Genomic DNA, 23,302 nt, shown 5'->3' with positions numbered 1-23,302 from the left:
GCGGAGGCGGGCACGGTCCGCTCCGCGGCGCGCCGGACGCGGGACAGGTCGTCGGCGGGCATCGCGCCCGCGGCGGCTCGGGGGACCAGCTCCTCGAGCAGCGCGGCGCCGCGCCGGGCGTCTTCGGCCTGCGCCAGCCACACCTCGAGGGCGACGGCGTCGCGCAGGCCGTCGTAGGCGCGCGCGGCCTCGGCGGCCGCGACGCGGGCCTCGGCCTCGGACGGCGGCACCAGGATCACGCGGCCGCTCGCCGCGTCGACGATCACCGCGTCGCCCTCGCGCAGCGCCCGCTCCTCGGACCCGATCACCGGACGATAGGAGTAGCCGGAGGCCGTCTGAGTCGGACCATAGGAAGGCTCGTCGAGGTACAGCGCCGGGCCGCGCTCGTCCCAGCGACCCTGGCCGAGGGAGACGGCCGGCACTCCGTGGCGGCGGGCCGCCGCGCCCGCGCGGCTCGACAGGCCGCCGCGCCGCGTCACGACGGCCTCGGCCATGCGGATCGCCGCGTCGTCGCCTTCGGCCGCCGCGTCGAGGACGAGGACGCGCCCTCCGGCCTCCGCGGCCTTGCGGTCGAAGGTCGCCCGCGCGCACACCGGGCGGCCCTGCCCGAGGCTCAGGGACAGGCCCGAGAAGGCGCCGGGAAGCGGCTCGGCGCGCGCGGACGCGGCGAGGAGCAGGAGGAGCGGGAGCGGAAGACCGCGGCTCATTTCACGCGCAGAGGTTCGATGCGCGCGAACTTCGGCAGGCCGGTGGCGGGATCGCGCAGGGCGATCACGCGGACGCCCTGGGAGGCGAGCTCGGCCGAGACGGCCTCGTACTCCCCGACCCAGCCCACGGTCTTCGCGCGCGACAGCCGCGAGGTCCCGTCGAGCGAGGCGGCGGTCTTGGCCGCGTCCTTCGGCGCGCGCTTCATGTCGGCGAGCAGCCGCGCGAGGGCGAACGGCGCGGCCGCCCTCGCGCCGCGGGGCGCGCCCGTGATCAGCGCGGCTCCGTCGGCGGCGAGCTCCGTCATCTCGCGCGCGTCGGCGGAGACGGTCTCGGCGTCGAGCCGGGCGCTCAGGCCGCGGCCGCGGCGCGTCACCGCGAAGCCGAGCTCGTCGAGCGAGGACGCGAGGGCCTCGTCGCCGCGCTCGGTCTCGAGGACGAGGGAGCCGCCCGACTCCGTCGAGCGCAGATCGGCCGACAGCTTGGCCTCGCCGTAGGCTCCAGAGCCGGACGCCCACAGCGCGTCGCCGAAGGCGGTGAACCGCAGCTCCTTCGAGGCCGCGGCGAGCGTCGCCGCCGCGAGCGCGCCCGGGCCGTCGCCGAGCACCGTGACGGGGCTCGCGCCGCGGACCTTGGCGAACGCGTCGCCGCCGCGCTCGCGCGCGTCGGACGCGTAGCGCGCCGACCAGTGGCGCAGGCCGCCCGCGCCCGCGACGATCGACTCGAGCCCGGGGGTGAGGCGGTCGGCGGGGGAGAGCGAGGCGCGCTTGACCCCGGCCTCGAACTCGGCCGACAGGGACTCCACGCGGGAGACGGCGCCGGCCTCCCCGGTCAGGGACTCGTGGGCGGCGGCCGCCTTGAGGGCGAGCGCGAACGCCCCCCGCGCGCGGGACACGGTGAGGCGGGGCGCGCCGGCGGCGCGCGCGGCGGAATCGCCCGCGGTCGCGGCCTCGCGCCACGCGAGCGCGGCCTCGCGCAGGCGCGGCATCGTCGACTCGTTCGCGGCCGACGGCAGGCCGCGGCCCGGCAGGAGCGCGGTCAGCACGTTCCAGGCCCGCAGGACGAGGTGCTTGAGCCAGGTCCAGCCGGTCCCGATCACGGCGGACGGGACGGACTCGCCCAGCGACACGCGCGCAGAGACGGCGGCGCGCACGCCGGGCTTGGCGGCGAACGCGCGGTACGCGTCGGACATCGGGGACAGGGAGAGCTTCTCGAGCTTGAGCGCGAACGACGCGGCCAGGCCGGGGACCTTCTCGACCGTCGTGCCGGGCAAAGCGGCCACGTAGGAGCCGCCGCGCTTGACGACCCAGACCCGGGGCGCGGAGGACTTCGCGCCGGCTTTGGACTCGGCGAGGGCGTTCTCGACGCCCGCCTTGAGGCGGTCGCCGTTGGAGATGAGCGGGCGGCCCGGGGCGCCGAGCAGTTCCTCCCATTTGTCGAGGGACTTCACGAGGCGGCGGGCCTCCGTCGCCTGGCCGTCGGCGGCGGCGGTATAGGCGGCTTGGGCGAGGTCGGTGAGGGACATGTCGGCCTTGCGCGCGGCGAAGGAGAGGACGGCCTTGGTCACGGCGGCGGCGGCGGCGGACGGCAAGGTCTCCGCGGCGGTCTTGACGGCCGAGGCGTAGAGCCCGGGAGCGTCGGCCGGGGCCGAGTTGTTGGCGACGCCGACGAGGCCCGCCACCTTCTCGCGCGCGCTCGAGAACTTCCCGGCCACGCCCGCGCCGCCGGCGACGTCGCCGCCGCGGGTGGACGAGTCGTAGGCGCGGTCGAGGGCCTGGCGCACGGACAGCCCGTCGCCGCCCGCGGCCTCCGCCTTGGCGCCCTGCGTGATCCCGCGGGCCGTGGCGTCGAGCGTCGAGGAGGCGCTTGGCGGAGCGTCCTTCGCGCCGGGGGCGTCCGCCTTCACCGACCCAGGGGTCCGCAGCGCCGCACCGGGCTGCGCGACCGGGACCGCCTTGGTGACGACCGGCTGCGCGGCCGTCTTCACCGGGGAGCCGACCGTCCGGATCGGCAGCGCGGCGCCGGCGACGGGAACGGCGGAGACGGGGTTGATCTGCGCGGGCGCCGCGGCGCCGTTATTGAGGACGGGGGAGGGGGCCTGAAGGCCGAGGCCGGGCTGGAGACCCAGGCCGGTCGCGTTCGCGCCGCCGAGGGTGCCGGAGGGGTTGTTGGCGCCCGTGCCGGGGACCGCGGCCGCGGAGCCGGTGTTGGTGCCTCCGGAGACGGGCTTCTCGACGACCTGGGCGGACGCGAGGGCGGACAGGAAAACGGCGCACGGCGCGAGCCGAATCAAGGCGTTGCGCATAATCGGGAGTCTCCTACTTTTATTATAGCGATTATGAGGCCGGATCCGCCGCTCGCGCCTGGGCCTTATGGCCCAGCTCCTCACTATCATACACCGGGCGCCCGTCGAACGCCAGGGCCGCGTCACCCGGAATTCACGCGGCGGCTATCGAAGCGGCGGCGCCCGATTTGGTACTCTCGAAGCCATGACCAACACCCTCGACGCCGAGCTGTGGGCGGCCCTCCTGCGCCGCCCGGACGCCTCCCTGCGCAAGCGCCTTCTGGAGATCTGGACCGCGGCGGGCGTCGTCGCGCTGATCGCCTTCGCCTGGGCCGAGCCGTTCTCCGCGAGGTTGCTCCCGCCCTGGGCCAAGCCTATCGTCATGTTCCTGCGCGGCGTGCTGCTCGTCGAGTCCTTCGGCTACGCCTACCACCGCTTCTTCCAGCACGTCGGCTGGCTGACGCGGAAGTCCGCCACCGTGCGGCGCAACCAGATGTACCACTGGCTCCACCACATGGTGATCTACCCGATCGGCGATCATTACAAGCGCGACACCGGGTACGTCGCCTCCGAGACGGGGCTGGCCCTGTCCTGGGTCGTCCCGGGCTGGATCGCGGCCTGCCTCGCGCTGTGGACGCACGGCGCCAACGTCGGCACCCTCGCCTTCGTCGCCGGCGTCGCGGTGTACGCGAAGTTCCTCGTCGACGAGACCCACTCCCGCTTCCACCTCGTCCGGCACCCGTGGAAGGACCGCGCGTACTTCAAGCGCCTCGCCGACATCCATCTGCTCCACCATTGGGACCAGGCGATGAACTTCACCATCGTGCACCCGCTGATGGACCGCCTGTTCGGGACCTTCCTCGAGCCGGACGCCCACCGCGCGCAGATCGACGCGGTGGTCTCCGCGGACGCGCTGACCTTCTCCGACGCGACGAACTGGCGCTACATGCTGAAGGAGGCCTCTCCCGCCGAGTACGCGGCGTTCATCACGCAGGCGCGCCGCCATCCGCGCTCCCTGCGCAAGATCGAGCAGCTCATCGCCTGCCTCGAGCGGCGCCTGGCGCTGCATCCCGCCGAGATCGAGGCGCTCGACCTCCATGTCCGGGCCAAGGACCTGCTGGCGCTCGTCCGGCCCGAGACGGCCGCCGCGTGACCCGCGCGCTCGTCACCGGGGCGACCTCCGGCCTCGGACGCGAGGCCGCCGTCCAGCTCGGTCGCCGCGGCTGGCGCGTGGCCGTCAGCGGCCGCCGCAAGGAGCACCTGGAGGAGACGGCGCGCCTGGTGAAGGCGGCGGGCGGCGAGCCGTTGGTCCTGTGCGGCTCGGTCACCGAGCCCGCCGACGTGAAGGCCCACTACGCCGCCGTCAAGGCCGCGTGGGGGGGCCTCGACTATGCCGTGCTCAACGCCGGCGTCGGCGACATGATGAGCGCCAAGGAGTTCAAGGCCGAGTCCGTGCAGTGGACCTTCGACGCGAACGTCTTCGGCGTCTGCCACTGGATGGAGGCGGTCATACCGGACATGCTCGCCCAGAAGTCCGGGATCATCGCCGGCGTCGCGTCGCTCGCGGGCTTCCGCGGCCTGCCCAAGTCGGGCCCCTACTCCGCCAGCAAGGCCGCGCTGATCACGCTCCTCGAGTCGGCCCGGGTCGACATGATCGGCACCGGCGTCTCCATCGTGACCGTCTGCCCCGGCTTCGTGCGCAGCGAGATGACCGACCGCAACGCCCCGGGAACGATGCCCTTCATCATGGAGACGCCCGACGGCGTCGCCGCGATGCTGCGCGGGATCGACGCGAAGCGCCGCGTCGTGCACTTCCCGTGGCAGCTCTCGTACGCGAGCAAGTACATCCTGCCCGCGATCCCGGACTTTCTGTACGACTGGATCGCGCATCAGTTCGCGCCGATGCGCGTGAAGAGACCCACGCCCCGATGAGGATCTTCGTCACCGGCGCCACGGGCTACATCGGCCGCGCGGTCGCCGAGGCCCTGCGCCGCCGCGGCCACCGCGTCTCGGGGCTCACGCGCTCGACGGCGAAGGCGAAGTCGCTCGCCGCCGCCGAGATCGAGCCGGTGATCGGCGACATGCGCGACGCGAGAGCGTGGGAGCGCGCGGCCTGGAGTTCGGAGATCCTCGTGCACTGCGCGGTCGAGTACAGCGCGGAGTACGAGGCGCTCGACCGGAAAACCGTCGACGCGCTCCTGGGGATCGGCGGCAGGGTCCTCTACACCTCCGGCGTCTGGCAGTACGGCCCCGGCGGGCCGTTCGTCGAGTCCTCGGCCGGAGCGCCGCTGATGCCGTGGCGCTCGGAGCACGAGAAGCTCGTCCTCGCCGCCAAAGGCCTCGTCATCCGCCCCGGCTGCGTGTACGGCGGGACGGGGGGGCTGACCGGCCTGTGGTTCCAGGGCGCGGTCGAGCGGAAGGCCGCGCCCATCGTCGGCGACGGCGCCAACCGTTGGGCGGTCGTGCACGTCCAGGACCTCGCGGACGTGTACGTCCGCGCGGCCGAGGGGGGGCTCGCGGGAGAGCTCCTCAACGCCGTGGACGCCTCTCGCTTCACCGTCCGGGAGATGGCCGAGGCCGCCTCCCGCGCCGCCGGCGCCGGGGGCACAGTGAAAGCCCTGTCCTTTCCAGAGGCGGAGAAGGCCTACGGGGGCATGGCGCACGGCCTCGCCCTCGACCAGCGCGTGGACGCCTCCAAGGCCGGCCGCCTCCTCGGCTGGGCGCCCCGCTTCAACGGCTTCCCGCCGGACGCGGACCTCTTTTTCGCCTCGTGGAACGCCTTCCGCTAGCCCCGGGGGGTAATTGCTATACTCGGACCACAAAACAATGACTACCCCACACGATTCGACCGCCGAAGACCTCTCCACGACCGCCCCTCTCGGGACGGACGACGCCGCCCCCGTCCTTGACACCACGCCTTACGCCGAGCCCGCGGCTTACACGATGCCCCGGTCCCCGATCGAGAACGTCCTCCTCATCGACGGCGACAACGACCCGCACGTCCCGCCGGACGCCCGCGTGACGCGTCATACGCTTGTCCGCGTATTTCTGAGACCCGGCGCCCTGCTGCCGCGCAACCTCGAGAAGCCGCTCGCGCGCCTGCCCAACTTCTGCACCGTGACCTCGCCCAAGGGCGGCGCCAACGCCGCCGACTTCGTCATGAGCCTGCACGCCGGCATGCTGCACGCCGTCCTGCCCCAGCATGTGCCGTTTCTCATGGTCACGAATGATGCGACTTTAACAGCAATGACCGCCGAGCTCCAGCGCCTGGGCCGCATGGCCACGGTCTGGACCTCGCATCGCGACATGGAAGCCGAGCTCAAGGAGATCGAGGGCACCGGCACCTACGAGAGCGCGGGCACGACGAAGGCCAAGAACAACCGCCGCCGCGGCGGACGCTCCCGCGGCGGACGCGCCGCCGCTCCCGCGCGGGGCGGCCGCTCCCGCGGCGGACGCGGGCGCTCGTCCTCCCGGTCGACGCCCCCGGAGGCGGCCTTAGCGCCCGCTCCCGTCGTCCTGCCGCCCGACACCGGCGAGCCCCGCAAGGCCGGCGGCAAGACCCTCTCCGAGGCCGCCTGGACCTACGCCTCCCGCCTTCAGCGCATCAAGGACGTCCCGTCGCGCGTGAAGACCTTGCTCAACGACATCAAGAACCGCGCCGGCAGCCACGGCTTTTCCCCCGAGGAGATCCTCGAGGAGCTCAAGCGCCATCACGGCGTGAAGGTGGACGCCCAGGGCCGCGTGCAGGTGGAGAAGGTCAAGCCCGCCGGAGAGGCGGCGCCGGAGGCCGTCGTCGAGGACAACGCGTGAACCGGCTGGCCGCCGGACTCGCGGTCCTCATCGCGACGTCCGCCTCCGCCGCTCCCGAGCTCAAGCCCGCGCCGGCGCGCACCGCGGGCAAGGTGCTGAAGTCGCAGTCCAAGATCTCGCCGAGCGCCGACGGGCCCGTCTTCCGCGAGGGGCGGTTGACGCTCCTCGACAAGGCCGGCCGCACCGAGGACCTCAAGGTCTCGCCGCGCACCAAGGTGACGCTCGACGGCAAGCCCGCGAAGTTCCAGAAGGCGGCCGTCGCCGGCGCGCTCGTGCTCAAGGGCCTTTACGACCCGAACACGAAGGAGCTCTCCGCCCTCGACCTCAAGTCCGGGCCCAAGCCCGAGGCGGACGCCCCCGGCGGCGCCGAAGCGGCGCGCGGAGAGGTCGCGAACACCGACGTCCTCAAGGGCGTCCTGACCGTGCGCACCGGCCGCCAGGCCATCCGGGAGTTCACCGTGCCGGAGACGGCCAAGATCGTCCGCGAGGCCGAGGGCAAGCCGGGAGAGGCGATCCCCTTCGAGGCGCTCCAGGTCGGCGACGCCGTCGAGGTCCTCTCGGCGGACGGCAAGGCCGCCGACGAGATCCACGCCCGCGCCGCGCGCTGATTCATGTCCGTCGAGCGCCATCTGGTCGCGCTCGAGGCCGCCATCGACGGTCCGATGACCCTCGGCCAGCTCACGCGCCGCATGCACCACGCCGGGTTCGGGCTCATCATCATCTTCGTGTGCATGCCCTTCCTCCAACCCCTGCCGCTGGCCGGGCTCTCGACCGTGCTCGGCGCGTTCATCGCCCTCCAGGGCGTCCAGCTCGTCCGCGGCCGCAGGGAGCCGCATCTGCCGGACTGGATCGCGAGGCGCCGCCTCGAGGCGAATACCCTGCACCTCCTGCTCGGCGCCGCGCGCCGCTTCTTCGCGCTCGCGGAAAAGGTGTCGCGCCCGCGCTGGCGCGCCCTGGCCGCCAACGAGCGCGCGGTCGGCGCCGGCATCGCGCTGTGCGGCGCCCTGCTCGCCCTGCCGTTCCCGATCCCGCTGTCCAACATGATCTGCGCCAGCCCCGCGGTCCTGCTCTCGCTGGGCATGCTCGAGGAAGACGGCCTGATCGCCCTGCTCGGCTGGCTCGGGATCTTCCTCACCGTCTGCTTCCACGTCGGCCTGGCCCTGCTCGGCGCCGACGGGACCCTCGCGCTGTGGCGGGCGGCGTTCCCTTAGACCTTCTCGGCGGAGTGCCGGATGTCCTTGCCGAGGACCATGAAGATCACGTCCTCGGCGACGTTCGTGGCGTGGTCGGCGATGCGCTCCAGATTGCGCGCGATCAGGATGATGTCCATCCCGCGCTGGATGGCCGACGCGTCGCTCTGCATGAGGGTGACGAGCTCGTTGAAGGTCTGGCTCTTGAGGCGGTCCTCCTCGTCGTCGCGCCGGATCACGTCGCGCGCGAGCTCGACGTCCCCGCGGGAGAACGCGTCGAGGGAGTCCTTGAGCATGCCCGCCGCGACCTCCACCATGCGCGGGATGTCGCCGAGCTTGATCTTCGGCTCCTTGAGGAGGTAGACGCCGGTCTCGGCGATGTTCACGGCCTGGTCGCCGACGCGCTCGAGGTCGGAGTTGATCTTGATGGCGGCCGCGATCAGGCGCAGGTCGCCGGCCGCGGGCTGGTGCAGGGCGATCAGCCTCAGGCAGACCTCGTCGATGTCGATGTGCAGCGCGTTGACCTGGCGCTCCCAGTCCTGGACCTTGGCGACGTGGCTGTCGTCGCGCTCGACGACGACCTTGACCGCGTAGTGGACCATCTCCTCGCACAGGCTCCCCATGCGCAGCAGCCGGCCGCGGAGGTCCTCCAGGTCCGTGTCGAAATGGCGCTTCATCGTCATCCGAATCTCCCGGTGATGTAGTCTTCGGTGCGCTTGTCGGCGGGCTTCGTGAACATCTGCCGCGTCTGCCCGTATTCGACCATTTCGCCCATCAACATGAACACAGTATACTCCGAGACCCGGGCCGCCTGCTGCATGTTGTGCGTGACGATGACGACGGTGAGCTGGTCCTTGATCTGAAGGAGCAGCTCCTCGATGCGGCCCGTGGCGATCGGGTCGAGGGCGGAGCACGGCTCGTCGAGCAGGAGCACGCGCGGCTCCACGGCGAGCGCGCGGGCGATGCACAGGCGCTGCTGCTGGCCGCCGGACAGGCCCACGCCGGGGGCGTCGAGCTTGTCCTTGACCTCGTCCCACAGCGCGGCGCGCCGCAGGCTCTTCTCCACGGTCTCCGCGATGAGCGCGCGGTCGCGCACGCCGTTGAGCACGAGGCCGGCGGCCACGTTCTGAGCGATGGTCATCGTGGGGAAGGGGTTCGGCCGCTGGAACACCATGCCGACCTCGCGCCGGAGCAGGACGGGGTCGATGTCGAGGGCGTTGCGGCCGCCGAGGAGGATCTCGCCGTCGCAGGTCGCGCCGGGGATGGCCTCGTGCATGCGGTTGAGGCAGCGGATCAAGGTGGACTTGCCGCAGCCGGAAGGGCCGATGATCGCCGTCACCGTCTTCTCGCGGATCTCCAGGTTGACGCCCTTCAGGACGGGCGCCGCGCCGTAGCCGGCCCGGAGCTCGCGCACCGACATCACGACTGCGGCGCCGGCGTCTTGCGGCGCCGATCCTTCTTTCATGGCCGGCAGCGGCATCGGTCTCATCATGTCCATAGTGGGGTTCATCTCAGTGCGAGGCTCCGCTCGACGGCCTCAGCCAGACGCGCGCGGTCACGTTGACCAGCAGCACGAAGATCATCAAGATAAGCGCCGCCGCCCACGCCTGATTGTGCCAGTCCTCGTAGGGGGAGATCGCGTAGGTGAAGATCGTATGCGGCAAGGTGGCGATGGGGTTGAGCCAGCCGTTGTCGGCGAAGCGGTTGCCGAAGGCGGTGAAGATCAGCGGCGCGGTCTCGCCGGCGACGCGCGCGAGCGCGAGCAGGGCTCCGGTCAGGATGCCGCGCCCGGCCGTCGGGAGGATGACGAGCAAGGTGACCTTCCAGCGCGGCACGCCGAGGGCGAGCGCGGCCTCCCGGATGGTGCCCGGCACCAGGCGCAGGAACTCCTCGGTGTTGCGCAGGACGATGGGGACCATGATGAAGGCGAGCGCCACCGAGCCCGACAGCGCGGAGAACCTCTTCATCGGATGCACGATCAGGGCGTAGGCGAACAGGCCGACGACGATCGAGGGGACGCCGTTCATCACGTCGGCGGCGTAGCGCACGGCGAAGGCGTACTTGCCGCGGCCGTACTCGGCGAGGTACACGCCGCCCAGGACCCCGACGGGCACGCCCATCAGGCCGGCGAGACCGACGACCTTGGCCGAGCCCACGACGGCGTTGGCGATCCCGCCGCCTTGCTCGCCGACCGGCTTGGGCAGGTTCGTCAAGAAGGCCCAGCTGATGGAGGAGGCGCCCTTCCAGGCGATGTAGCCGAGGATGGCGAGCAAGGTCCCGGAGGCGACGGCGGCGCACACCGCGGTCAGCGCGAACATCAGCGCGTTGACCTTCTTGCGGCGGGCGTACAGCGCGTCGTTCATTTGCGGACCCCGAGCCGGTACAGCATGAGGCGCGCGGCGCCGTTGACGACGACGGTGACGGCCATCAAGGTCAGCCCGATCGCGACGAGCGCGGAGAGGTGGGCGTCGCTCGCGGCCTCGGCGAGCTCGTTGGCGATGACGGCGGCCATGCTGTAGCCCGGCTCGAGCAGCGAGGCCTTGATCTGGGGAGTATTGCCGATCACCATCGTGACCGCCATGGTCTCGCCGAGCGCGCGCCCGAGGGAGAGGAACACCGCGCCGACGATGCCCGAGCGGGCGTAAGGCAGGCTCACGCCGCGCACCACCTCCCAGCGGGTGGCGCCGAGGGCGTACATCGCCTCCTTGAGGGGGCGGGGGACGGTGAGCAGGACCTCGCGGGTGATGGTCGTGATGTAGGGCAGGATCATGAAGGCCAGTATGAGCCCGGCGGTGAGCATGCCGACGCCGTAGGGCGAGCCCGCCGCGCGCACCGCGGGGACGAGGAGGAAGATGCCCATCAAGCCGAGGATCACGCTCGGCACCGCCGCCAGGAGCTCGATGGCGAACATGAGGACCTCGGCGAGCCGCTTCGGCGCGAGCTCGGTCAGGAACACGGCGGCGCCGACGCCGAGGGGGACGGCGACCAGCAAAGCGAGAACGGAGGAGACGGCGGTGCCGTACAGGAACGGGAGCGCGCCGAACGAGTCGGCGACCGGGTCCCAATCCGAGGTCCAGAGGAAAGAGAGGCCGAAGGTCCTCCAGGTCTCGGCGGACTCGCGCGCGAGCTGCCAGGCCAGCGCCAGGGCCGCGAGCAGGATGACGCCGGCGAAGCCGGCGATGACCCGGCGAAAAAGGCGGTCCCCGGCTCTCTCGCGAGAGCCGGGGACCTTGCGGACGCGGTCTGAGACCGCGGCAATCATCCTATTTTATGCTCTCGATGGTCTTGGCGACCATGGAGTTGACCGAGTCGGGAAGCGGCGCGTAGCCGAGCGCGCTCGCCATGCCCTGGCCGTCCTTGAGCATCCACTTGAGGAAGTCCTTGAGGACCGCGCCCTTGTCGCCGGCGTTCTTCTCGTAGATCAGCAGCCAGGTGAAGGTCGAGACCGGGTACGCGGCCTCGCCCTCGGCGTCGGTGATCGACACGCGGTAGTCCTTCGGCATCTTGGTGCCCGCGGCGGCGGCGGTCACCGACGGGATGGACGCCTTGACGAACTTGCCGGCCTTGTTGAGGACCGACGCGTAGGAGATGTCGTTCTGCTTCGCGTAGATCAGCTCGACGTAGCCGAGCGCGTTCGGGGTCTGCTTGACGAGACCGGCGACGCCCTCGTTGCCCTTGCCGCCGAGGCCGACGGGCCACTTGACGGCGGTGGCGACGCCGACCTTCGACTTCCACTCCGGGCTGACCTTGGAGAGGTAGTCCACCCAGCAGTAGGTCGTGCCGGACCCGTCCGAGCGGTGCACGACGGTGATGGCCGCGTCGGGGAAGGCCGCGCCGGGGTTCAGCTTGGCGATGGCCGGATCGGTCCAACGGGTGATCTTGCCGAGGAAGATGTCGGCCAGGACGGGGCCGGACAGCTTCAGGTCCTCGATGCCCTTCAGGTTGTAGGCGGGAACGACGGCGCCGAGCACCGCGGGGATGTGGAGGATCTTCCCGTCCACCTTGAACTGCTGCTGGTTGGTCATCGGGCCGTCGGTGGCGCCGAAGTCCACGGTGCGCTCGGTGATCTGGCGGATGCCGCCGCCGGAGCCGATCGACTGGTAGTTGATCTGCAGCTCGGGCTTGACCTTGTGGTACTCGTCGAACCACTTGGAGTAGATCGGATACGGGAAGGTGGCGCCCGCTCCGTTGAGCGTCTTCATCTGCGCCGCGGCGGGGGCCGCGACGAGGAGGGCGATCAGGCTGAGAGTGCGGTTCATTTTAATCTCCGTGAAGTCATGATATGGGTCCAATGTGACGAACGCGTGACGATTGCGTCTGCGGCTCGTGACGTCCGGCCGCGAGCGGCCGGACGCAGATGCCGATCGAAGGCCTTCAGCATCTAGAACTTGACCGACATGTCGATCTGCAGGCGGTTGATCGCCTTGTCGAGGTTCGTCGCCGCCGTCGGCGTGACGCCCGCCACGGTCGGGAAGCTGCGGTCGAGGGCGTCGGTGACGAAGCCCTTCACCTTCAGCTGCATCCAGTCGCGGGGGTTGTAGGCGACCCACGCGATGTGGCCGACCCGGTTCGTCCCGCCGTCGCCGAAGTCCGAGTCCGTGACGTCGGAGACGGTGGCGTCGATCTGGGAGTATTTCTTGAAGTAAGCGGCCTCCCACTGACCCTGCTTCTTGGCCGCGCCGGCGATGAAGCCGAACTGGTAGCCGTCCCGGCCGACCGGACCCTGGATCCTGTCGTTGTGGACCTGACGGAAGTTCCGGATCACCGTGCCCTGGAAGGCGAGGGGGACCGAGCCGATCCAGGAGGACAGCTGAGCCGTGACCTCGCCGACGCCGAAACGCGCGGCCAAGGAGCCGTTGGTCAGACGCCGGTTTCCGTCCTGCACCGTGGTCTGGCCGAAGCTGGAGCGGTTCTCGTCGCTCCACTTGTGGTAGGCGCCGGCCAGGCGCAGGCGGCTGTCGAGCGGCAAGGTCTTCTCGACGCCGAGCTGCTGCGAGAAGTACCACTGGTTCTTGCCCGAGTTCGAGTCCTCGTCGGCGACGGCCTGCAGGCCGTTGGCGAACACGGACAGCTCCGGTCCCGCGAACACCCGCTCGAGGCTCTCGCCGAAGCCCTCGGGGTTGAAGTCGTCGTCCCAGACGATGTCCGAGGAGTAGACGCGCCAGAGAGGATTGGCCATGCGGCCGGCGTGGAGGGCGGCGGTCGCGTCGTCGTGGATGACGGGCTTCCAACGGAGGTTCATCAGGTCGATCCAGATCTGCTTCTGGCCGCTGAGGTTGTCGTAGCTCTGGTTGGTCGAGACCTGCTCGCCGGTGCCGGAGCCGAGGCGGATGACCGCGGTCAGGTTCTCGGGAAGCTCGATCTCGGGGCCGAAGCGCAGGCGGTAGCGCAGGCGGCCGCGGTCGTTCTGGCCCGCGCCGCGCTTGGCGCTCATGTCGTCGCGCAGGCGGATGTCGCCGGAGAACTTGATGGACTGGATGGTCTCGGACAGCTTGAGCTTGTCGAGCTGGGCGGAGGCGGGGACGGCGGCGAGGGCGAGAAGAGCGGCGAGGAGGAATGTAGGTTTCATGGACACAGAGTAACGCATCCATGACGAATGGTCCGTACTGCGGGGGTCAACTCCGCGTGACGAACGCGTGACGCCAAGCCCAGCGATTATGTGCCCCGCAGAGCTGACGGACGTTCGCCGGATCGTCGGATCGCCCTCCCAAGGACCACGGGACGATGTGGTCGAACTGAAGGAACCGGCGCTCGCCGCACCTGATCCCATCTCGAGAGACGAAGGCACAGCGATCCTCATCGCGGTCTCGCACCTTTCGCTTCACCCAATCGGGGATGCGCCGCGTCTGGTCGGCGAGAGGACGCGAGTCAGGATCAGGCCGCGCCTTCCGCCGGTCCGGATCGACCGCGTCGAGCAAGGCGTCGAGCGCCGCCTCGAAGATTGTCTCGACGTCGCCCATCGGGAATCTGTGCGCCAGCAGCTCTCGCACCCGCGTCAGCTTGGCTTCCGCGGCCTCCCCGAGAGTGAACACGTGCTCGGTCCGGAATTTGAACGCCGGACCGGATGCGAGTCCCATTTCGGGCTGCTCGCCTTTGACGTGGACCGCTTCAAAGCCGCCGAGGATCTTCTCCTTTTCGACCACGGCGATCACTCGCGTTCTTTCCGGCGGAGCGATGGGCACCGGGCTCATCGCGGCCGCCATCCTCTTGAGCTGATCCATCGACGCGCCTTCGGCCCGCGCCAGGACCTCCTCGTGGTTCGTCTGCGTCAGGTGGTCGCGAAGGAGCACTATCGCGGTGAGATGGATTTTTCCGGCTCGCAGCAGCCGCAGGATCACGGGATATTTGCGGCTCTCCTTCGCGACCGCGACGCGCCGGTAAGCCGTCCGTTCGCAGTACCCGAGCACTTGCGTGCAATACATGAACAAGGAGGGGAAAGACTTCGGAAGCACGGCACGTCGCGCGTGCAACTCGCCCAGGATCGCGAGAACATCCACCAGATGGGCGCGCTCGCTGATATTCCTGCTCTCCAGACGCCTGAACAGCTCGTCATCGGAGGATTCGCAGCAGAATCGCAGCAGCTCGGTTATCGGGTCGGCTATGGGGTCCATACCTACTATACGAATGACCCCCCGAAAAAGTTGCATCAACCTGCCACTTTGGCAGGTAAAAAATTACGCGGCTTTGAGCGCGAAGAAGAAGGTCGACCCGCCGGGCTGGCGGCTCTCGACCCAGACGCGGCCGCCCTGCGCCTCGACGAGATGCTTGACGATGGCGAGCCCCAGGCCGGTCCCGCCGGCCTCGCGCGAGCGGCTCTTGTCCACGCGGTAGAAGCGCTCGAAGACGCGCGCCAGGTCGGTCTCGGGGATGCCCACGCCGGTGTCGCGGACGGAGGCGACGGCCTCGGCGCCCTTCGCCTCGAGCGCGATCTCGACGCGCCCGCCGGGCTCGGTGTACTTGATCGCGTTGTCGATGAGGTTCGCGAGGACCTGGCGGACCTGCTCGGAGTCGGCGAGCGCCGTCAGAGGCCCGGACGAGAGCGTCGCCAGGGACACTCCGCGCTCGGTCGCGGCGGGGGCGAAGCGGCGGGTGACGTCCACCGCCAGCGCCCGCAGGTCGGTCGGCGCGAGGGTCGGCTGGCGGTGCCCGGACTCTATGGAGGAAAGGTCGAGGAGGTCGTCCACGAGCTTGGCGAGATGGACCGCCTGCTCCTCGATCGTCGCGAGGAAGCCGAGGCGGTTCTCCTTGTCGTCGACCGCGCCCTCGCGCAGGGTCTCGGCGAAGCCCTTGATCGACGACAGCGGCGTGCGCAGCTCGTGGCTGACGTTGGCGACGAAATCGCGGCGTACCAGCTCGAGGCGGCGCAGGCGCGTGATGTCGTGGAGCACGACGAGAGCGCCGGCGGCCTTGCCGCCCTGCTGGAGGGGGGCGGCATGGGCGTCGAAGACGAGCTCGTCGGGGGAGAACAGCCGGAGCTCGCGCGCCGCGGGGGCGCCGCCGCGAAGGACCTCGCCCACGAGCTCGGCGAGGCCGTGATGGCGCAGGCTCTCAAGGTGGCCGCGCCCGCGCGCCTGCTCCGCATCGATGCCGAGCAGGCGGGACAGGGCGGGGTTGACGAGCAGGACGCGGCCCTCCGCGTCCACGGCGACCACGCCCTCGGCCATCTGGTCGAGCACCGCCGCGAGGCGGCCCTTGTCGCGGGACAGCTCGCCGATCGTCTCCTCCACCCGCGCGGCCAGGACGTTGAGCGTCTCTCCGAGGAGGGCCCGCTCGTCGCCGCCGAGCGGCCCGCGCACCCGCGCGCCGTACTCGCCCGCCGCCAGCCTCTTGGCCACGGCCGCCATCTCCTCGAGCGGGCGGCCGGCGACCCGCGCCAGCAGCCACGCGAGCGTCAGCGCCGCGGCGAACACCGATAGGGCCGCCCACAAGACGAAGCGCCGGGCCAAGGCGACCCGGCGCGCGACTTCGGTGAGGGGAAGAGACAACCGGACCGCGCCCCGGACCCCGCCGCCGGGGGCCGGAACGGGCGCGGCGGCGTACAGATGATGGACGCCGATCGTGGCCGAGCGGCGCACGGCGCTCGCTTCGCGGCCTAAGAGCGCCGCGGCGACCTCGGGGCGGGCGCGATGGTTCTCCGCGTGCGAGAGGCCCTCCTCGTCGAGGCTGGAGTCGCCGAGCACCGCGCCGTCGCGATCGATCACGGTGGCCCGGCATTCGCAGGCGGCCCCGAGGGCCTTCGCGTCGGGCGTCGATTCCCGCGCGCCCAGCCGCGCCTGGATCAGCAGGGAACGGGTCAGGTCGCCGGTGAGCTCCCGCCCGAGGTCCTCCGCGAAGACGAGCCCCAGCGCCCCGATCGCGGCGGCCAGCAGCGCGCCGACGGCCAGCGCCAATCGCGGGGCGAAGCGGCCCGCCGGGCGGCTCATGCGTCCGCCTTGATCCGGTAGCCGACGTTCTTGACGGTGGCCACGAGCACGCCCTCGGGCCCCAGCTTCTCGCGCAGGCGCGCGACGTGCTGGTCGATCGTGCGCGTGTCGATCTCCATCGAGCGGTCGTAGCCCCAGACCTTCTCGAGCAGCTGGTCCCGGGTGAGCGCCCGCCCGCCGGCGGAGAGCAGCAGCTTGAGGAACTCGAACTCCTTCGTGGTCAGGGCGACCGCCTTCCCGCGGACCGCGACCTCGTAGCGCTCGGGGTCGAGCGTGATGCCGCCGGCGCGCAGCACGCCGCCGGGGGCGGACTCCGACACGGGCGCGGCGCGGCGCAGGAGTGCCTTCACCCGCGCGATCAACTCGCGCACGCCGAAGGGCTTGGTCACGTAATCGTCGGCGCCGAGCTCGAGGCCGAGCACCCGGTCCATCTCCTCCTTGCGGGCGGTGAGCATGATGACGGGGACGCGCGTCTCGCGGCGGATGATCTTCAGGAACTCGAAGCCGTCGAGCTTCGGCATCATCCCGTCGAGCACGACCAGGTCGGGACGCTCCTTGCGCAGGGCCGCCAGGCCGGCCTCGCCGTCGGCGGCGGAGATCACGCGCCAGCCCTCCTTCTCGAGGTTGTACTTGAGGAGCTTGACCAGGTTCCGGTCATCCTCGACGACGAGCAGCTTTTCCTGCGCCACGACGACATGTTTCCATTTCGCGCCGCGGGAGTCAACGCATCTGAAGCGGCCCTCGCATTGCGGGGGGGCCGCGCTATCCGCTATCATCTCCGAGCCGTCACGCGTTCGTCACGCGTTCGTCCGCCCGATTTTACGCAGAGAGGATCCCGCCCATGGCCTTCAGCTTCATCCCCAAGGAAGAGAAGTTCTTCGAACTGTTCGAGGCGCAGGCGGCCCACAGCGTCGCGGCCGCGAAGCTGTTCCGCGAGATGGCCCAGAAGTGGAGCCGCGAGACCGGGTCCTTCGACAAGCTCCGCGAGATCGAGCACGAGGCGGACATCACCACCCACGACATCTACGAGAAGCTCAACCGGACCTTCGTGACGCCCTTCGACCGCGAGGACATCCGCGAGCTCGCCAGCGAGCTCGACACGATCACCGACCTCATCGAGTCGGCGGGCCAGCGCATGTTCCTCTACCAGATCGACAAGAGCACCGACGACCTCGTCCAGCTCACCGACATCCTGTGGCAGGCGACCGAGCAGGTGCGCAAGGCGATCAAGGAGCTGCAGAACCCCGAGAAATCCCGCCACGTGATGGACTACTGCATCGAGATCAACCGCCTCGAGAACGCGGGCGACCACGCGCTCGGCGTCGCGATCGGCAAGCTGTTCCAGGGCAAGCCCGACCCGCTCGAGGTCATGAAGTGGAAGGAGATCTACGAGACCGTCGAGCACGCCATCGACAAGTGCGAGGACGTCGCCCACACGCTCGAGACGATCCTCGTCAAGCAGGCCTAGGCGATGCCGCCGCATCTGTCCGCGTCCGTCCTCTTCGTCATCGGGCTCGCGTACCTGTTCGACTTCCTGAACGGGATGCACGACTCGGCCAACTCGATCGCGACCGTCGTCTCGACGCGCGTCCTGTCGCCCAGGCACGCCGTCGTCTGGGCGGCGTTCTTCAACTTCGTCGCCTTCGCGGTGTTCGGCGTGCACGTCGCCAACACCATCGGCAAGGGCCTCGTCGACCCGGCCGTCGTCGACACCGCGGTCGTCGCCGGGGCGCTGATCGGCGCGAGCATCTGGTCCTGGATCACGATCAAGCTCGGCATACCCGTCTCCTCGTCGCACTCGCTGATCGGCGGCATGGTCGGCGCCGGCATCTCGAAGGCGGGGACATCGGTCCTGCAGTACGACAAGCTCAAGACGACCGTGGCCTTCATCTTCCTCTCGCCGATGATCGGCATGCTCTTCGGCTTCCTGCTGATGGTCGCCGTGTTCTGGATCTACCGGCGCAAGGCGCCGAGCCAGGTGGACCGTACCTTCCGGGTCGGCCAACTGCTCTCCGCCGCCCTGTACAGCCTCTCGCACGGCGGCAACGACGCCCAGAAGACGATGGGCATCATCGCGGTGCTGCTGTTCTCGAACGGACTCCTGGGCGAGAAGTTCTACGTGCCGTTCTGGGTCGTCATCAGCTGCCACGCGGTCATCGCACTCGGCACCATGATGGGCGGCTGGAAGATCGTCCACACGATGGGCAACAAGGTCACCAAGCTCAAGCCCGTCGGCGGCTTCTGCGCCGAGACCGGCGCGGGGCTCTCGATCATGATCTGCTCCTTCATGGGCGTGCCCGTCTCGACCACCCACACCATCACGGGCGCGATCGTCGGCGTCGGCTCGACCCAGCGCCTGTCGGCCGTGCGCTGGGGCGTGGCGGGCCGGATCGTCTGGGCGTGGTTCCTCACGATCCCGTTCGCCGCGATCTGCGCCGGCTTCACCTACCAGGTCGTCAAGCTCTTCTTCTAGCTCAGCCGGCGCAGGCGAGTTGGTGCCAGGCCTCCCATTATCCCATTACTCGAGTAATGGGATAATGGGAGGCCTGGCACCTTTATAGACGGCGCAGGACCTTCGGTGGGAGCGACCACGCCAGGACGGCGGAGCCCGCCGCGGCCTTCGGAGTCTCCAGCAGGACGGCCTGCGCCTTCTTCATCGCGACGAAAGTCCGGGAGGACCCCGCCAGCAGCCAGGAGATCACCCGCGACAGATGCGGCTCGTGGCCGACGAGGACGACGCGCTCGCCGTCGAGCCCCGACAGCCAGCCCGCGAGGCTCGCCGGGGAGCGGTGCGGGAGCAGGAAGTTCGTCTCCGCGAGCGGCGCCCCGAGCGCCTTCGCCGCGATCTCGGCCGTCTCGCGGGCGCGGGTCCACGGGCTCGTCGCGACGAGGTCCGCGGTCTCGACGAGCCTCGCCAGGCCCTTGGCCGCCTCGCGGGCGCGCTTGCGCCCGTCGGGCGTCAGCGGCCGCTCCGAGTCCGGGCGCCCGGTCCGGGCCCAGTCCTCGCGCTCGCCGGCGGGCGCGTGCCTCAGGAAAATGATCTCCATCGTCGATATGATATCCTAAAACCCCGATGAGCCGACTCGACGATTTCACGAGCCTCCTGTTCCGGAAGCTGGCGATCGACGACCTCCATTTCGTCGAGATCGAGTGCAAGAAGCGCGTCGCGCCCGAGGAGGCCGGGGACCTGCGCGACTGGCTCCTCGACCGCAAGGGCGTCAGGCACCAGAAGAGCGCCTTCTTCTTCGACCAGTTCCTCGACACGCCGTCCTTCGATCTCCTGAAGAAGGGCGCCAGCCTGCGCCTGCGCTACAAGAAGAACGGCACCGCCGTTTATCTTCAATATAAAGGTCCCGGGTTCACCCGGGACGGCATGCTGTACCGCTCCGAGTTCGCCTCCGAGCGCCTCGACAAGCTCGTGCGCGAGGAGAGCCACCACGACATCGTGAAGTTCACCGACTTCAGCGTGGACGCGATCTTAAGGAAGCACGCGGGGCCGGAGATGGGGCAGGCGATGCGCCGCCATCTGGGGGCGCGGACGGTGCGCCGCATCACGAGCGGCCCGATCATCGCGCTGTACCAGAAGGAGAAATTCGAGGTGGACCTGGGCAGCGCCTTCCTCGAGCCCTCCCTCGACCGCGTCTCCGCCTTCTACATCGCCAAGCGCGGCCTGCACGCGCTCTCGACCTTCTGCGAGTTCGAGAACGAGATCAAGGCCGAGGGCGGCTCGCTCGAGGACAAGCTCGAGCACCTCGACGAGATGCTCGACTTCAACAAGGCCGTCGAGAAGAAGTTCGACCTCCGGCGCGAGCCGCTCGACAAGTACCACCGCTGCGCGTCGTTCTTCCTGAAGTAGCGCGCGCCGCGCGGCTACGCCCGGGGCGCTTCGAGCTTCTTCAGGCGCGAGTCCAGCAGAAGTCCGGCGAAGCCGTCCATGCGGGAGTTCAGGTCGGAGATATCCCTTTTCGTGGCCATATTCTCCTTCAATTCGACCAAGGTGCCGGCGATATTCGCCACGACCACCATCACCCGGTTGAGGGTCGAATCGATTCGGCCGACCGACTCTTTGAGTTCGTTGATCTCGCGTCGCATGTCGTCGGCCATTGTATCGCACCTTTCCCCGGCCCACAAGGGTCATAGGGCCTACTATTCATACGATCGAGGGCTCCGAAAAGTTCCATCGGGCGCCCGCCGCCGGGAGGATCGGGGCGTCAGCGGAACAGCTTACGGGCGTTGGCCATCTCCATCGGATGCATCTCCGTGTCGCCCGCGGCGCGCTTGCTCAGCCACAGCGTCTTGTCCTTGGAGGCGAACAGCGCGGCGTACTGGGCCTCGTTGGGATTGAAGATCAGCTGGAGCACTCCCTCCGAGTGGTCCACGGCGAGCACGACCACGTTCTGCATGATCGTCGCGGTCACGTCCTCCTTCCGCGCGCTCTCCTTCTCGCCCAGCTCGGCCGCGAAGGTCACCATGACGTCGACGCGGTCGCCGGGCTCGATGAAGCGCAGTTGATGGGACGGGAAGGGCAAAGCCATCGCGCGGTAGCCGGCGGGCAGAGCCGGCGCCTTGGAGACGGCGGGAGCCGGAGAGGCGGCGAGGACCGGGGCGGCGGCGAGCGCGAGGATCGCGGCGACGATTCGGATGTTCATGAGGGGCACCTCCGTGCGCCCTCAGCTTAGGCGGATCGCGTGTCGCGGCCGTTACGGGAGGTTAACTTTTCGGTAAAGCCGCGGCGGCGGGCTTGGTGCGGTCGGCGAGGGCGGTGTCGCGGTAGTCGGAGCGCGCGAGCGCCTCGAAGAAGGTCTGGGAGCGCACGAGCGACGCGCCGGGGCCGGGGGTCACGCGCGAGTAGGAGCCGTCGGGCTTGAGGCCCCAGGCCTTCTGGTTGTCGGCCAGCCCCTTGCCCAGGATGGTGTCCCGGACGTAGCGCTTGAGCTGGAGGTCCTTGACCGGGAAGGCGACCTCGTAGCGCGAGTAGAAGTTGCGCGGCATCCAGTCCGCGCTCGACAGGTACATCTTGCGGGCGCCGCCGGCGCGGAAGTAGTAGATCCGGCTGTGCTCGAGGAAGCGGTCGACGACGGACACGACCCGGATGTTCTCGGACATGCCCGCGATGCCGGGGCGCAGGCAGCAGATGCCGCGCACCAGCAGCTCGATCTTCACGCCGGCGTTCGAGGCCTCGTAGAGCGCCTCGACGATCTCCGGGTCCTGGAGCGAGTTCATCTTCGCGATGATGTGGCCCTTGCCGGTCTCCTTGAAGAAGCGCGCCTCCTCGCGGATCAGGCGCAGCATCTCGTCGTGCAGGTTGACCGGCGCGATGAGCAGCTCCGCGAGGCCCTCGGGGCGGCGGCCCTTGGCGAGCGCCTCGAAATAGGAAAGAGCCTCGCGGCCGAGGACTTCATCGGCCGTGAGCAGGCCCAGGTCGGTGTACTGGCGCGCGGTGACGGGATGGTAGTTGCCGGTGCCGAGGTGGGTGTAGGCCCGCTCGACGCCGTCCTCCTCGCGCACGATCGAGGTCACCTTCGAGTGCACCTTGTAGCGTCCGAGATGCGGGACGACCTTCACGCCGGCCTTGCGCAGCGCCTCGGCCCAGCGCAGGTTGTTCAACTCGTCGAAGCGGGCCTTGATCTCGATGTAGGCGGTGACCTTCTTGCCCGCCGCGGCCGCGGCGATGAGCGCGGCCATGATCGGGGAGTCGAGGCTGGTCCGGTACAAGGTGTGGTAGATGCGCTTGACCCCCGGGTCGAGCGAGGCGGCCTCCAGGAACTTGACGACGATGTCGAAGGCGTCGTACGGGTGGTGGAGCAGGATGTCCTTGCGCCGGACGATCTCGAACGCCGACGAGGGCTTGCGGAAAGGCGCGGGGACCTGGGGCTCGATCGGCGGATAGCGCAGGCCGGGCTTGGGCGCGTCGATGCGGGCGAGCGTGCGCATGTCGAGAGGGAGGTCGAAGCGGTACAGCGCGGACGAGTCGAGGCCGAGCGCGGTGGCCAGGAACAGGGCGCCCTCGGAATACGCGGGAGAGTCGACCTCGAGGCGGACGACCTTCGCGTTCGAGCGCCGGTTGACGGCCTCGAGGATCTGGTCCTCGAGGTTCTCCTCGTCGTCCGGGCGCCATCGGAGGTCCGCGTCGCGGATGATCTTGAACGGGAAGGTCTCGATGACCTCGCGGTCGGGGAACAGGTCCTCGGCGCGGTCGGCGATCCAGCGCTCGACGAGGGCGTAGCGCTTGACGCCGTCCTTCGTGGGGAGCGTGATCAGGCGCCCCTCGCGGTCCTCGATGGTGATGACCGCGTACTCGCGCGGGAAGCGCACGAACACGTGCAGCCGCGCGCTGGCGAGCGCGGGCGGCGGCTCGGGGTAGCGGCGCACCATGACCTTGAGCCTGGGCAGGCGCTCCTGCACCTCGGTGTCGGGCGCGCGCTCCTCCAGGAATTCCGAGATGATGTCGACGCCTTCGGCCCGCAAGGCGTCGATGATGTCCCGCAGCACCTCGGCCTGGCGCGACTTCTGGCGCAGGGCGTGCTCGCGGATCTGGGCGAGGACCTGGCGGGCGGTCATGCCGTCGAGGAAGCGGTGGCCGGCGCTGCGGCGGGCGACCTTGCCGATCTCGGCCACGCGGGTCATGAAGAACTCGTCGAGGTTCGAGCTGACGATGGTCGCGAAGCGCAGGCGCTCGAGGGCGGGCACGGTCGGGTCGGCCGCCTCGGACAGGACGCGGTCGTTGAAGGCGAGCCAGGACAGGTCGCGGTTGAAGAAGCGCTCCGCCGCCTTCAGGCCGACGGCCTGGGGGGAGGTCGCGGCGGGAGCCGCGTCGACCTTGAGGGGGAGGATCTTGGACCGTGCCATCGCGTCTATGATAGCTCTTTGGCCCATGGCGGGTCCTCCGA

General features: G+C 69.9%; 24 protein-coding genes. 9 read left to right on the top strand and 15 right to left on the bottom strand.

Annotation, left to right across the window (positions count from 1 at the left end; translation table 11 throughout):
* Together HYV14_16085 and HYV14_16080 are read right to left on the bottom strand one after the other, a co-directional pair.
* Positions 1 to 707 (bottom strand): hypothetical protein (locus HYV14_16085; GenBank protein MBI2387509.1); only part of this gene is annotated, 707 nt, incomplete at its 3' end.
* A complete protein-coding gene (locus HYV14_16080) occupies positions 704 to 3,010 on the bottom strand; it encodes a hypothetical protein (protein MBI2387508.1) in 2,307 nt (768 codons plus the stop codon). The genes HYV14_16080 and HYV14_16085, both read right to left, overlap by 4 nt.
* Positions 3,011 to 3,194: 184 nt before the next feature.
* On the opposite strand from HYV14_16080, the gene HYV14_16075 reads away from it, so the two are divergent.
* From HYV14_16075 to HYV14_16050, 6 genes are read left to right on the top strand one after another with little or no spacing between them, the layout of a single operon-like run.
* The gene (locus tag HYV14_16075) at positions 3,195 to 4,142 is read left to right on the top strand and encodes a sterol desaturase family protein (GenBank protein MBI2387507.1); all 948 of its coding nucleotides are present in this window, start codon (positions 3,195 to 3,197) and stop codon (positions 4,140 to 4,142) included.
* The gene (locus HYV14_16070) at positions 4,139 to 4,921 is read left to right on the top strand and encodes an SDR family NAD(P)-dependent oxidoreductase (protein MBI2387506.1); all 783 of its coding nucleotides are present in this window, start codon (positions 4,139 to 4,141) and stop codon (positions 4,919 to 4,921) included. Before HYV14_16075 ends, HYV14_16070 begins: the two co-directional genes overlap by 4 nt.
* Positions 4,918 to 5,778 (top strand): NAD-dependent epimerase/dehydratase family protein, encoded by an 861-nt coding sequence (locus HYV14_16065; protein ID MBI2387505.1) that lies wholly within the window; start codon positions 4,918 to 4,920, stop codon positions 5,776 to 5,778. The genes HYV14_16070 and HYV14_16065 overlap by 4 nt, the downstream gene beginning before the upstream one ends.
* A 37-nt stretch (positions 5,779 to 5,815) precedes the next feature.
* Complete coding sequence (locus HYV14_16060) at positions 5,816 to 6,799, top strand: hypothetical protein (GenBank protein ID MBI2387504.1); 984 nt, start codon at positions 5,816 to 5,818, stop codon at positions 6,797 to 6,799.
* The gene (locus HYV14_16055; GenBank protein MBI2387503.1) at positions 6,796 to 7,407 is read left to right on the top strand and encodes a hypothetical protein; all 612 of its coding nucleotides are present in this window, start codon (positions 6,796 to 6,798) and stop codon (positions 7,405 to 7,407) included. The genes HYV14_16060 and HYV14_16055 overlap by 4 nt, the downstream gene beginning before the upstream one ends.
* 3 nt (positions 7,408 to 7,410) lie before the next feature.
* Complete coding sequence (locus tag HYV14_16050) at positions 7,411 to 8,010, top strand: exopolysaccharide biosynthesis protein (protein MBI2387502.1); 600 nt, start codon at positions 7,411 to 7,413, stop codon at positions 8,008 to 8,010.
* Here HYV14_16050 and phoU read toward each other — a convergent pair.
* From phoU to HYV14_16005, 9 genes are all read right to left on the bottom strand, one after another.
* Positions 8,007 to 8,672, bottom strand: a complete 666-nt coding sequence (phoU, locus tag HYV14_16045; GenBank protein MBI2387501.1) for a phosphate signaling complex protein PhoU — start codon at positions 8,670 to 8,672, stop codon at positions 8,007 to 8,009. The genes HYV14_16050 and phoU overlap by 4 nt on opposite strands.
* Positions 8,669 to 9,481: a phosphate ABC transporter ATP-binding protein gene (gene pstB, locus HYV14_16040; protein MBI2387500.1), complete on the bottom strand. Its 813-nt coding sequence runs from the start codon at positions 9,479 to 9,481 to the stop codon at positions 8,669 to 8,671. Before pstB ends, phoU begins: the two co-directional genes overlap by 4 nt.
* 19 nt (positions 9,482 to 9,500) lie before the next feature.
* The gene (pstA, locus tag HYV14_16035; protein MBI2387499.1) at positions 9,501 to 10,352 is read right to left on the bottom strand and encodes a phosphate ABC transporter permease PstA; all 852 of its coding nucleotides are present in this window, start codon (positions 10,350 to 10,352) and stop codon (positions 9,501 to 9,503) included.
* On the bottom strand, positions 10,349 to 11,251 hold the full coding sequence (pstC, locus tag HYV14_16030) for a phosphate ABC transporter permease subunit PstC (GenBank protein ID MBI2387498.1): 903 nt from the start codon (positions 11,249 to 11,251) through the stop codon (positions 10,349 to 10,351). Before pstC ends, pstA begins: the two co-directional genes overlap by 4 nt.
* A 1-nt stretch (position 11,252) precedes the next feature.
* Positions 11,253 to 12,248 (bottom strand): phosphate ABC transporter substrate-binding protein PstS, encoded by a 996-nt coding sequence (gene pstS, locus HYV14_16025; GenBank protein MBI2387497.1) that lies wholly within the window; start codon positions 12,246 to 12,248, stop codon positions 11,253 to 11,255.
* Positions 12,249 to 12,370: 122 nt separating this feature from the next.
* Entirely contained in the window at positions 12,371 to 13,558 is a 1,188-nt protein-coding gene (locus tag HYV14_16020; protein ID MBI2387496.1) for a putative porin, read from the bottom strand.
* Between the two features lie 46 nt (positions 13,559 to 13,604).
* On the bottom strand, positions 13,605 to 14,600 hold the full coding sequence (locus HYV14_16015; GenBank protein MBI2387495.1) for an HNH endonuclease: 996 nt from the start codon (positions 14,598 to 14,600) through the stop codon (positions 13,605 to 13,607).
* A gap of 63 nt (positions 14,601 to 14,663) precedes the next feature.
* Positions 14,664 to 16,412 carry a PAS domain-containing protein gene (locus HYV14_16010; GenBank protein MBI2387494.1) on the bottom strand — a complete coding sequence of 583 codons (1,749 nt, stop codon included), beginning with the start codon at positions 16,410 to 16,412 and terminating at the stop codon, positions 14,664 to 14,666.
* Positions 16,409 to 17,188 carry a response regulator transcription factor gene (locus HYV14_16005; protein ID MBI2387493.1) on the bottom strand — a complete coding sequence of 260 codons (780 nt, stop codon included), beginning with the start codon at positions 17,186 to 17,188 and terminating at the stop codon, positions 16,409 to 16,411. Before HYV14_16005 ends, HYV14_16010 begins: the two co-directional genes overlap by 4 nt.
* A 65-nt stretch (positions 17,189 to 17,253) precedes the next feature.
* Here HYV14_16005 and HYV14_16000 point away from each other — a divergent pair, with 65 nt between their 5' ends.
* Both HYV14_16000 and HYV14_15995 read left to right on the top strand, forming a co-directional pair.
* Positions 17,254 to 17,880 (top strand): DUF47 family protein, encoded by a 627-nt coding sequence (locus HYV14_16000; GenBank protein ID MBI2387492.1) that lies wholly within the window; start codon positions 17,254 to 17,256, stop codon positions 17,878 to 17,880.
* Positions 17,881 to 17,883: 3 nt separating this feature from the next.
* Entirely contained in the window at positions 17,884 to 18,885 is a 1,002-nt protein-coding gene (locus tag HYV14_15995; protein ID MBI2387491.1) for an inorganic phosphate transporter, read from the top strand.
* A gap of 82 nt (positions 18,886 to 18,967) precedes the next feature.
* On the opposite strand, the gene HYV14_15990 is transcribed toward HYV14_15995, so the two are convergent.
* Positions 18,968 to 19,459: a histidine phosphatase family protein gene (locus HYV14_15990; GenBank protein MBI2387490.1), complete on the bottom strand. Its 492-nt coding sequence runs from the start codon at positions 19,457 to 19,459 to the stop codon at positions 18,968 to 18,970.
* A gap of 26 nt (positions 19,460 to 19,485) precedes the next feature.
* Between HYV14_15990 and HYV14_15985 the strand changes: the two genes are divergently transcribed.
* Positions 19,486 to 20,268 carry a CYTH domain-containing protein gene (locus HYV14_15985; GenBank protein ID MBI2387489.1) on the top strand — a complete coding sequence of 261 codons (783 nt, stop codon included), beginning with the start codon at positions 19,486 to 19,488 and terminating at the stop codon, positions 20,266 to 20,268.
* 14 nt (positions 20,269 to 20,282) lie between these two features.
* Here the strand turns inward: HYV14_15985 and HYV14_15980 are convergent, their stop codons facing one another.
* From HYV14_15980 to ppk1, 3 genes are all read right to left on the bottom strand, one after another.
* Entirely contained in the window at positions 20,283 to 20,504 is a 222-nt protein-coding gene (locus HYV14_15980) for a hypothetical protein (protein MBI2387488.1), read from the bottom strand.
* 119 nt (positions 20,505 to 20,623) lie between these two features.
* On the bottom strand, positions 20,624 to 21,061 hold the full coding sequence (locus HYV14_15975; protein ID MBI2387487.1) for a hypothetical protein: 438 nt from the start codon (positions 21,059 to 21,061) through the stop codon (positions 20,624 to 20,626).
* A 61-nt stretch (positions 21,062 to 21,122) separates the two neighbouring features.
* On the bottom strand, positions 21,123 to 23,261 hold the full coding sequence (gene ppk1, locus HYV14_15970; GenBank protein MBI2387486.1) for a polyphosphate kinase 1: 2,139 nt from the start codon (positions 23,259 to 23,261) through the stop codon (positions 21,123 to 21,125).
* Between the last annotated feature and the right edge of the window lie 41 nt (positions 23,262 to 23,302).

The organism is Elusimicrobiota bacterium (assembly GCA_016182905.1).
Lineage (GTDB): Bacteria > Elusimicrobiota > Elusimicrobia > UBA1565 > UBA9628 > GWA2-66-18.
The sequence above is the reverse complement of the archived record's forward strand: the minus strand, read 5'-3'. Positions and strand labels throughout refer to the sequence as shown.

Coding starts and splice junctions, on each gene's coding strand:
- HYV14_16020 (MBI2387496.1), bottom strand. CDS start 13,558: ATGAAACCTACATTCCTCCTCGCCGCTCTTCTCGCCCTCGCCGCCGTC.
- pstC (MBI2387498.1), bottom strand. CDS start 11,251: ATGATTGCCGCGGTCTCAGACCGCGTCCGCAAGGTCCCCGGCTCTCGC.
- HYV14_15980 (MBI2387488.1), bottom strand. CDS start 20,504: ATGCGACGCGAGATCAACGAACTCAAAGAGTCGGTCGGCCGAATCGAT.
- HYV14_16080 (MBI2387508.1), bottom strand. CDS start 3,010: ATGCGCAACGCCTTGATTCGGCTCGCGCCGTGCGCCGTTTTCCTGTCC.
- HYV14_15985 (MBI2387489.1), top strand. CDS start 19,486: ATGAGCCGACTCGACGATTTCACGAGCCTCCTGTTCCGGAAGCTGGCG.
- HYV14_16005 (MBI2387493.1), bottom strand. CDS start 17,188: ATGATAGCGGATAGCGCGGCCCCCCCGCAATGCGAGGGCCGCTTCAGA.
- HYV14_15995 (MBI2387491.1), top strand. CDS start 17,884: ATGCCGCCGCATCTGTCCGCGTCCGTCCTCTTCGTCATCGGGCTCGCG.
- pstB (MBI2387500.1), bottom strand. CDS start 9,481: ATGATGAGACCGATGCCGCTGCCGGCCATGAAAGAAGGATCGGCGCCG.
- HYV14_16065 (MBI2387505.1), top strand. CDS start 4,918: ATGAGGATCTTCGTCACCGGCGCCACGGGCTACATCGGCCGCGCGGTC.
- HYV14_16010 (MBI2387494.1), bottom strand. CDS start 16,412: ATGAGCCGCCCGGCGGGCCGCTTCGCCCCGCGATTGGCGCTGGCCGTC.
- pstS (MBI2387497.1), bottom strand. CDS start 12,248: ATGAACCGCACTCTCAGCCTGATCGCCCTCCTCGTCGCGGCCCCCGCC.
- HYV14_16050 (MBI2387502.1), top strand. CDS start 7,411: ATGTCCGTCGAGCGCCATCTGGTCGCGCTCGAGGCCGCCATCGACGGT.
- ppk1 (MBI2387486.1), bottom strand. CDS start 23,261: ATGGCACGGTCCAAGATCCTCCCCCTCAAGGTCGACGCGGCTCCCGCC.
- HYV14_16000 (MBI2387492.1), top strand. CDS start 17,254: ATGGCCTTCAGCTTCATCCCCAAGGAAGAGAAGTTCTTCGAACTGTTC.
- HYV14_16075 (MBI2387507.1), top strand. CDS start 3,195: ATGACCAACACCCTCGACGCCGAGCTGTGGGCGGCCCTCCTGCGCCGC.
- HYV14_16060 (MBI2387504.1), top strand. CDS start 5,816: ATGACTACCCCACACGATTCGACCGCCGAAGACCTCTCCACGACCGCC.
- HYV14_15990 (MBI2387490.1), bottom strand. CDS start 19,459: ATGGAGATCATTTTCCTGAGGCACGCGCCCGCCGGCGAGCGCGAGGAC.
- HYV14_15975 (MBI2387487.1), bottom strand. CDS start 21,061: ATGAACATCCGAATCGTCGCCGCGATCCTCGCGCTCGCCGCCGCCCCG.
- pstA (MBI2387499.1), bottom strand. CDS start 10,352: ATGAACGACGCGCTGTACGCCCGCCGCAAGAAGGTCAACGCGCTGATG.
- HYV14_16015 (MBI2387495.1), bottom strand. CDS start 14,600: ATGGACCCCATAGCCGACCCGATAACCGAGCTGCTGCGATTCTGCTGC.
- phoU (MBI2387501.1), bottom strand. CDS start 8,672: ATGACGATGAAGCGCCATTTCGACACGGACCTGGAGGACCTCCGCGGC.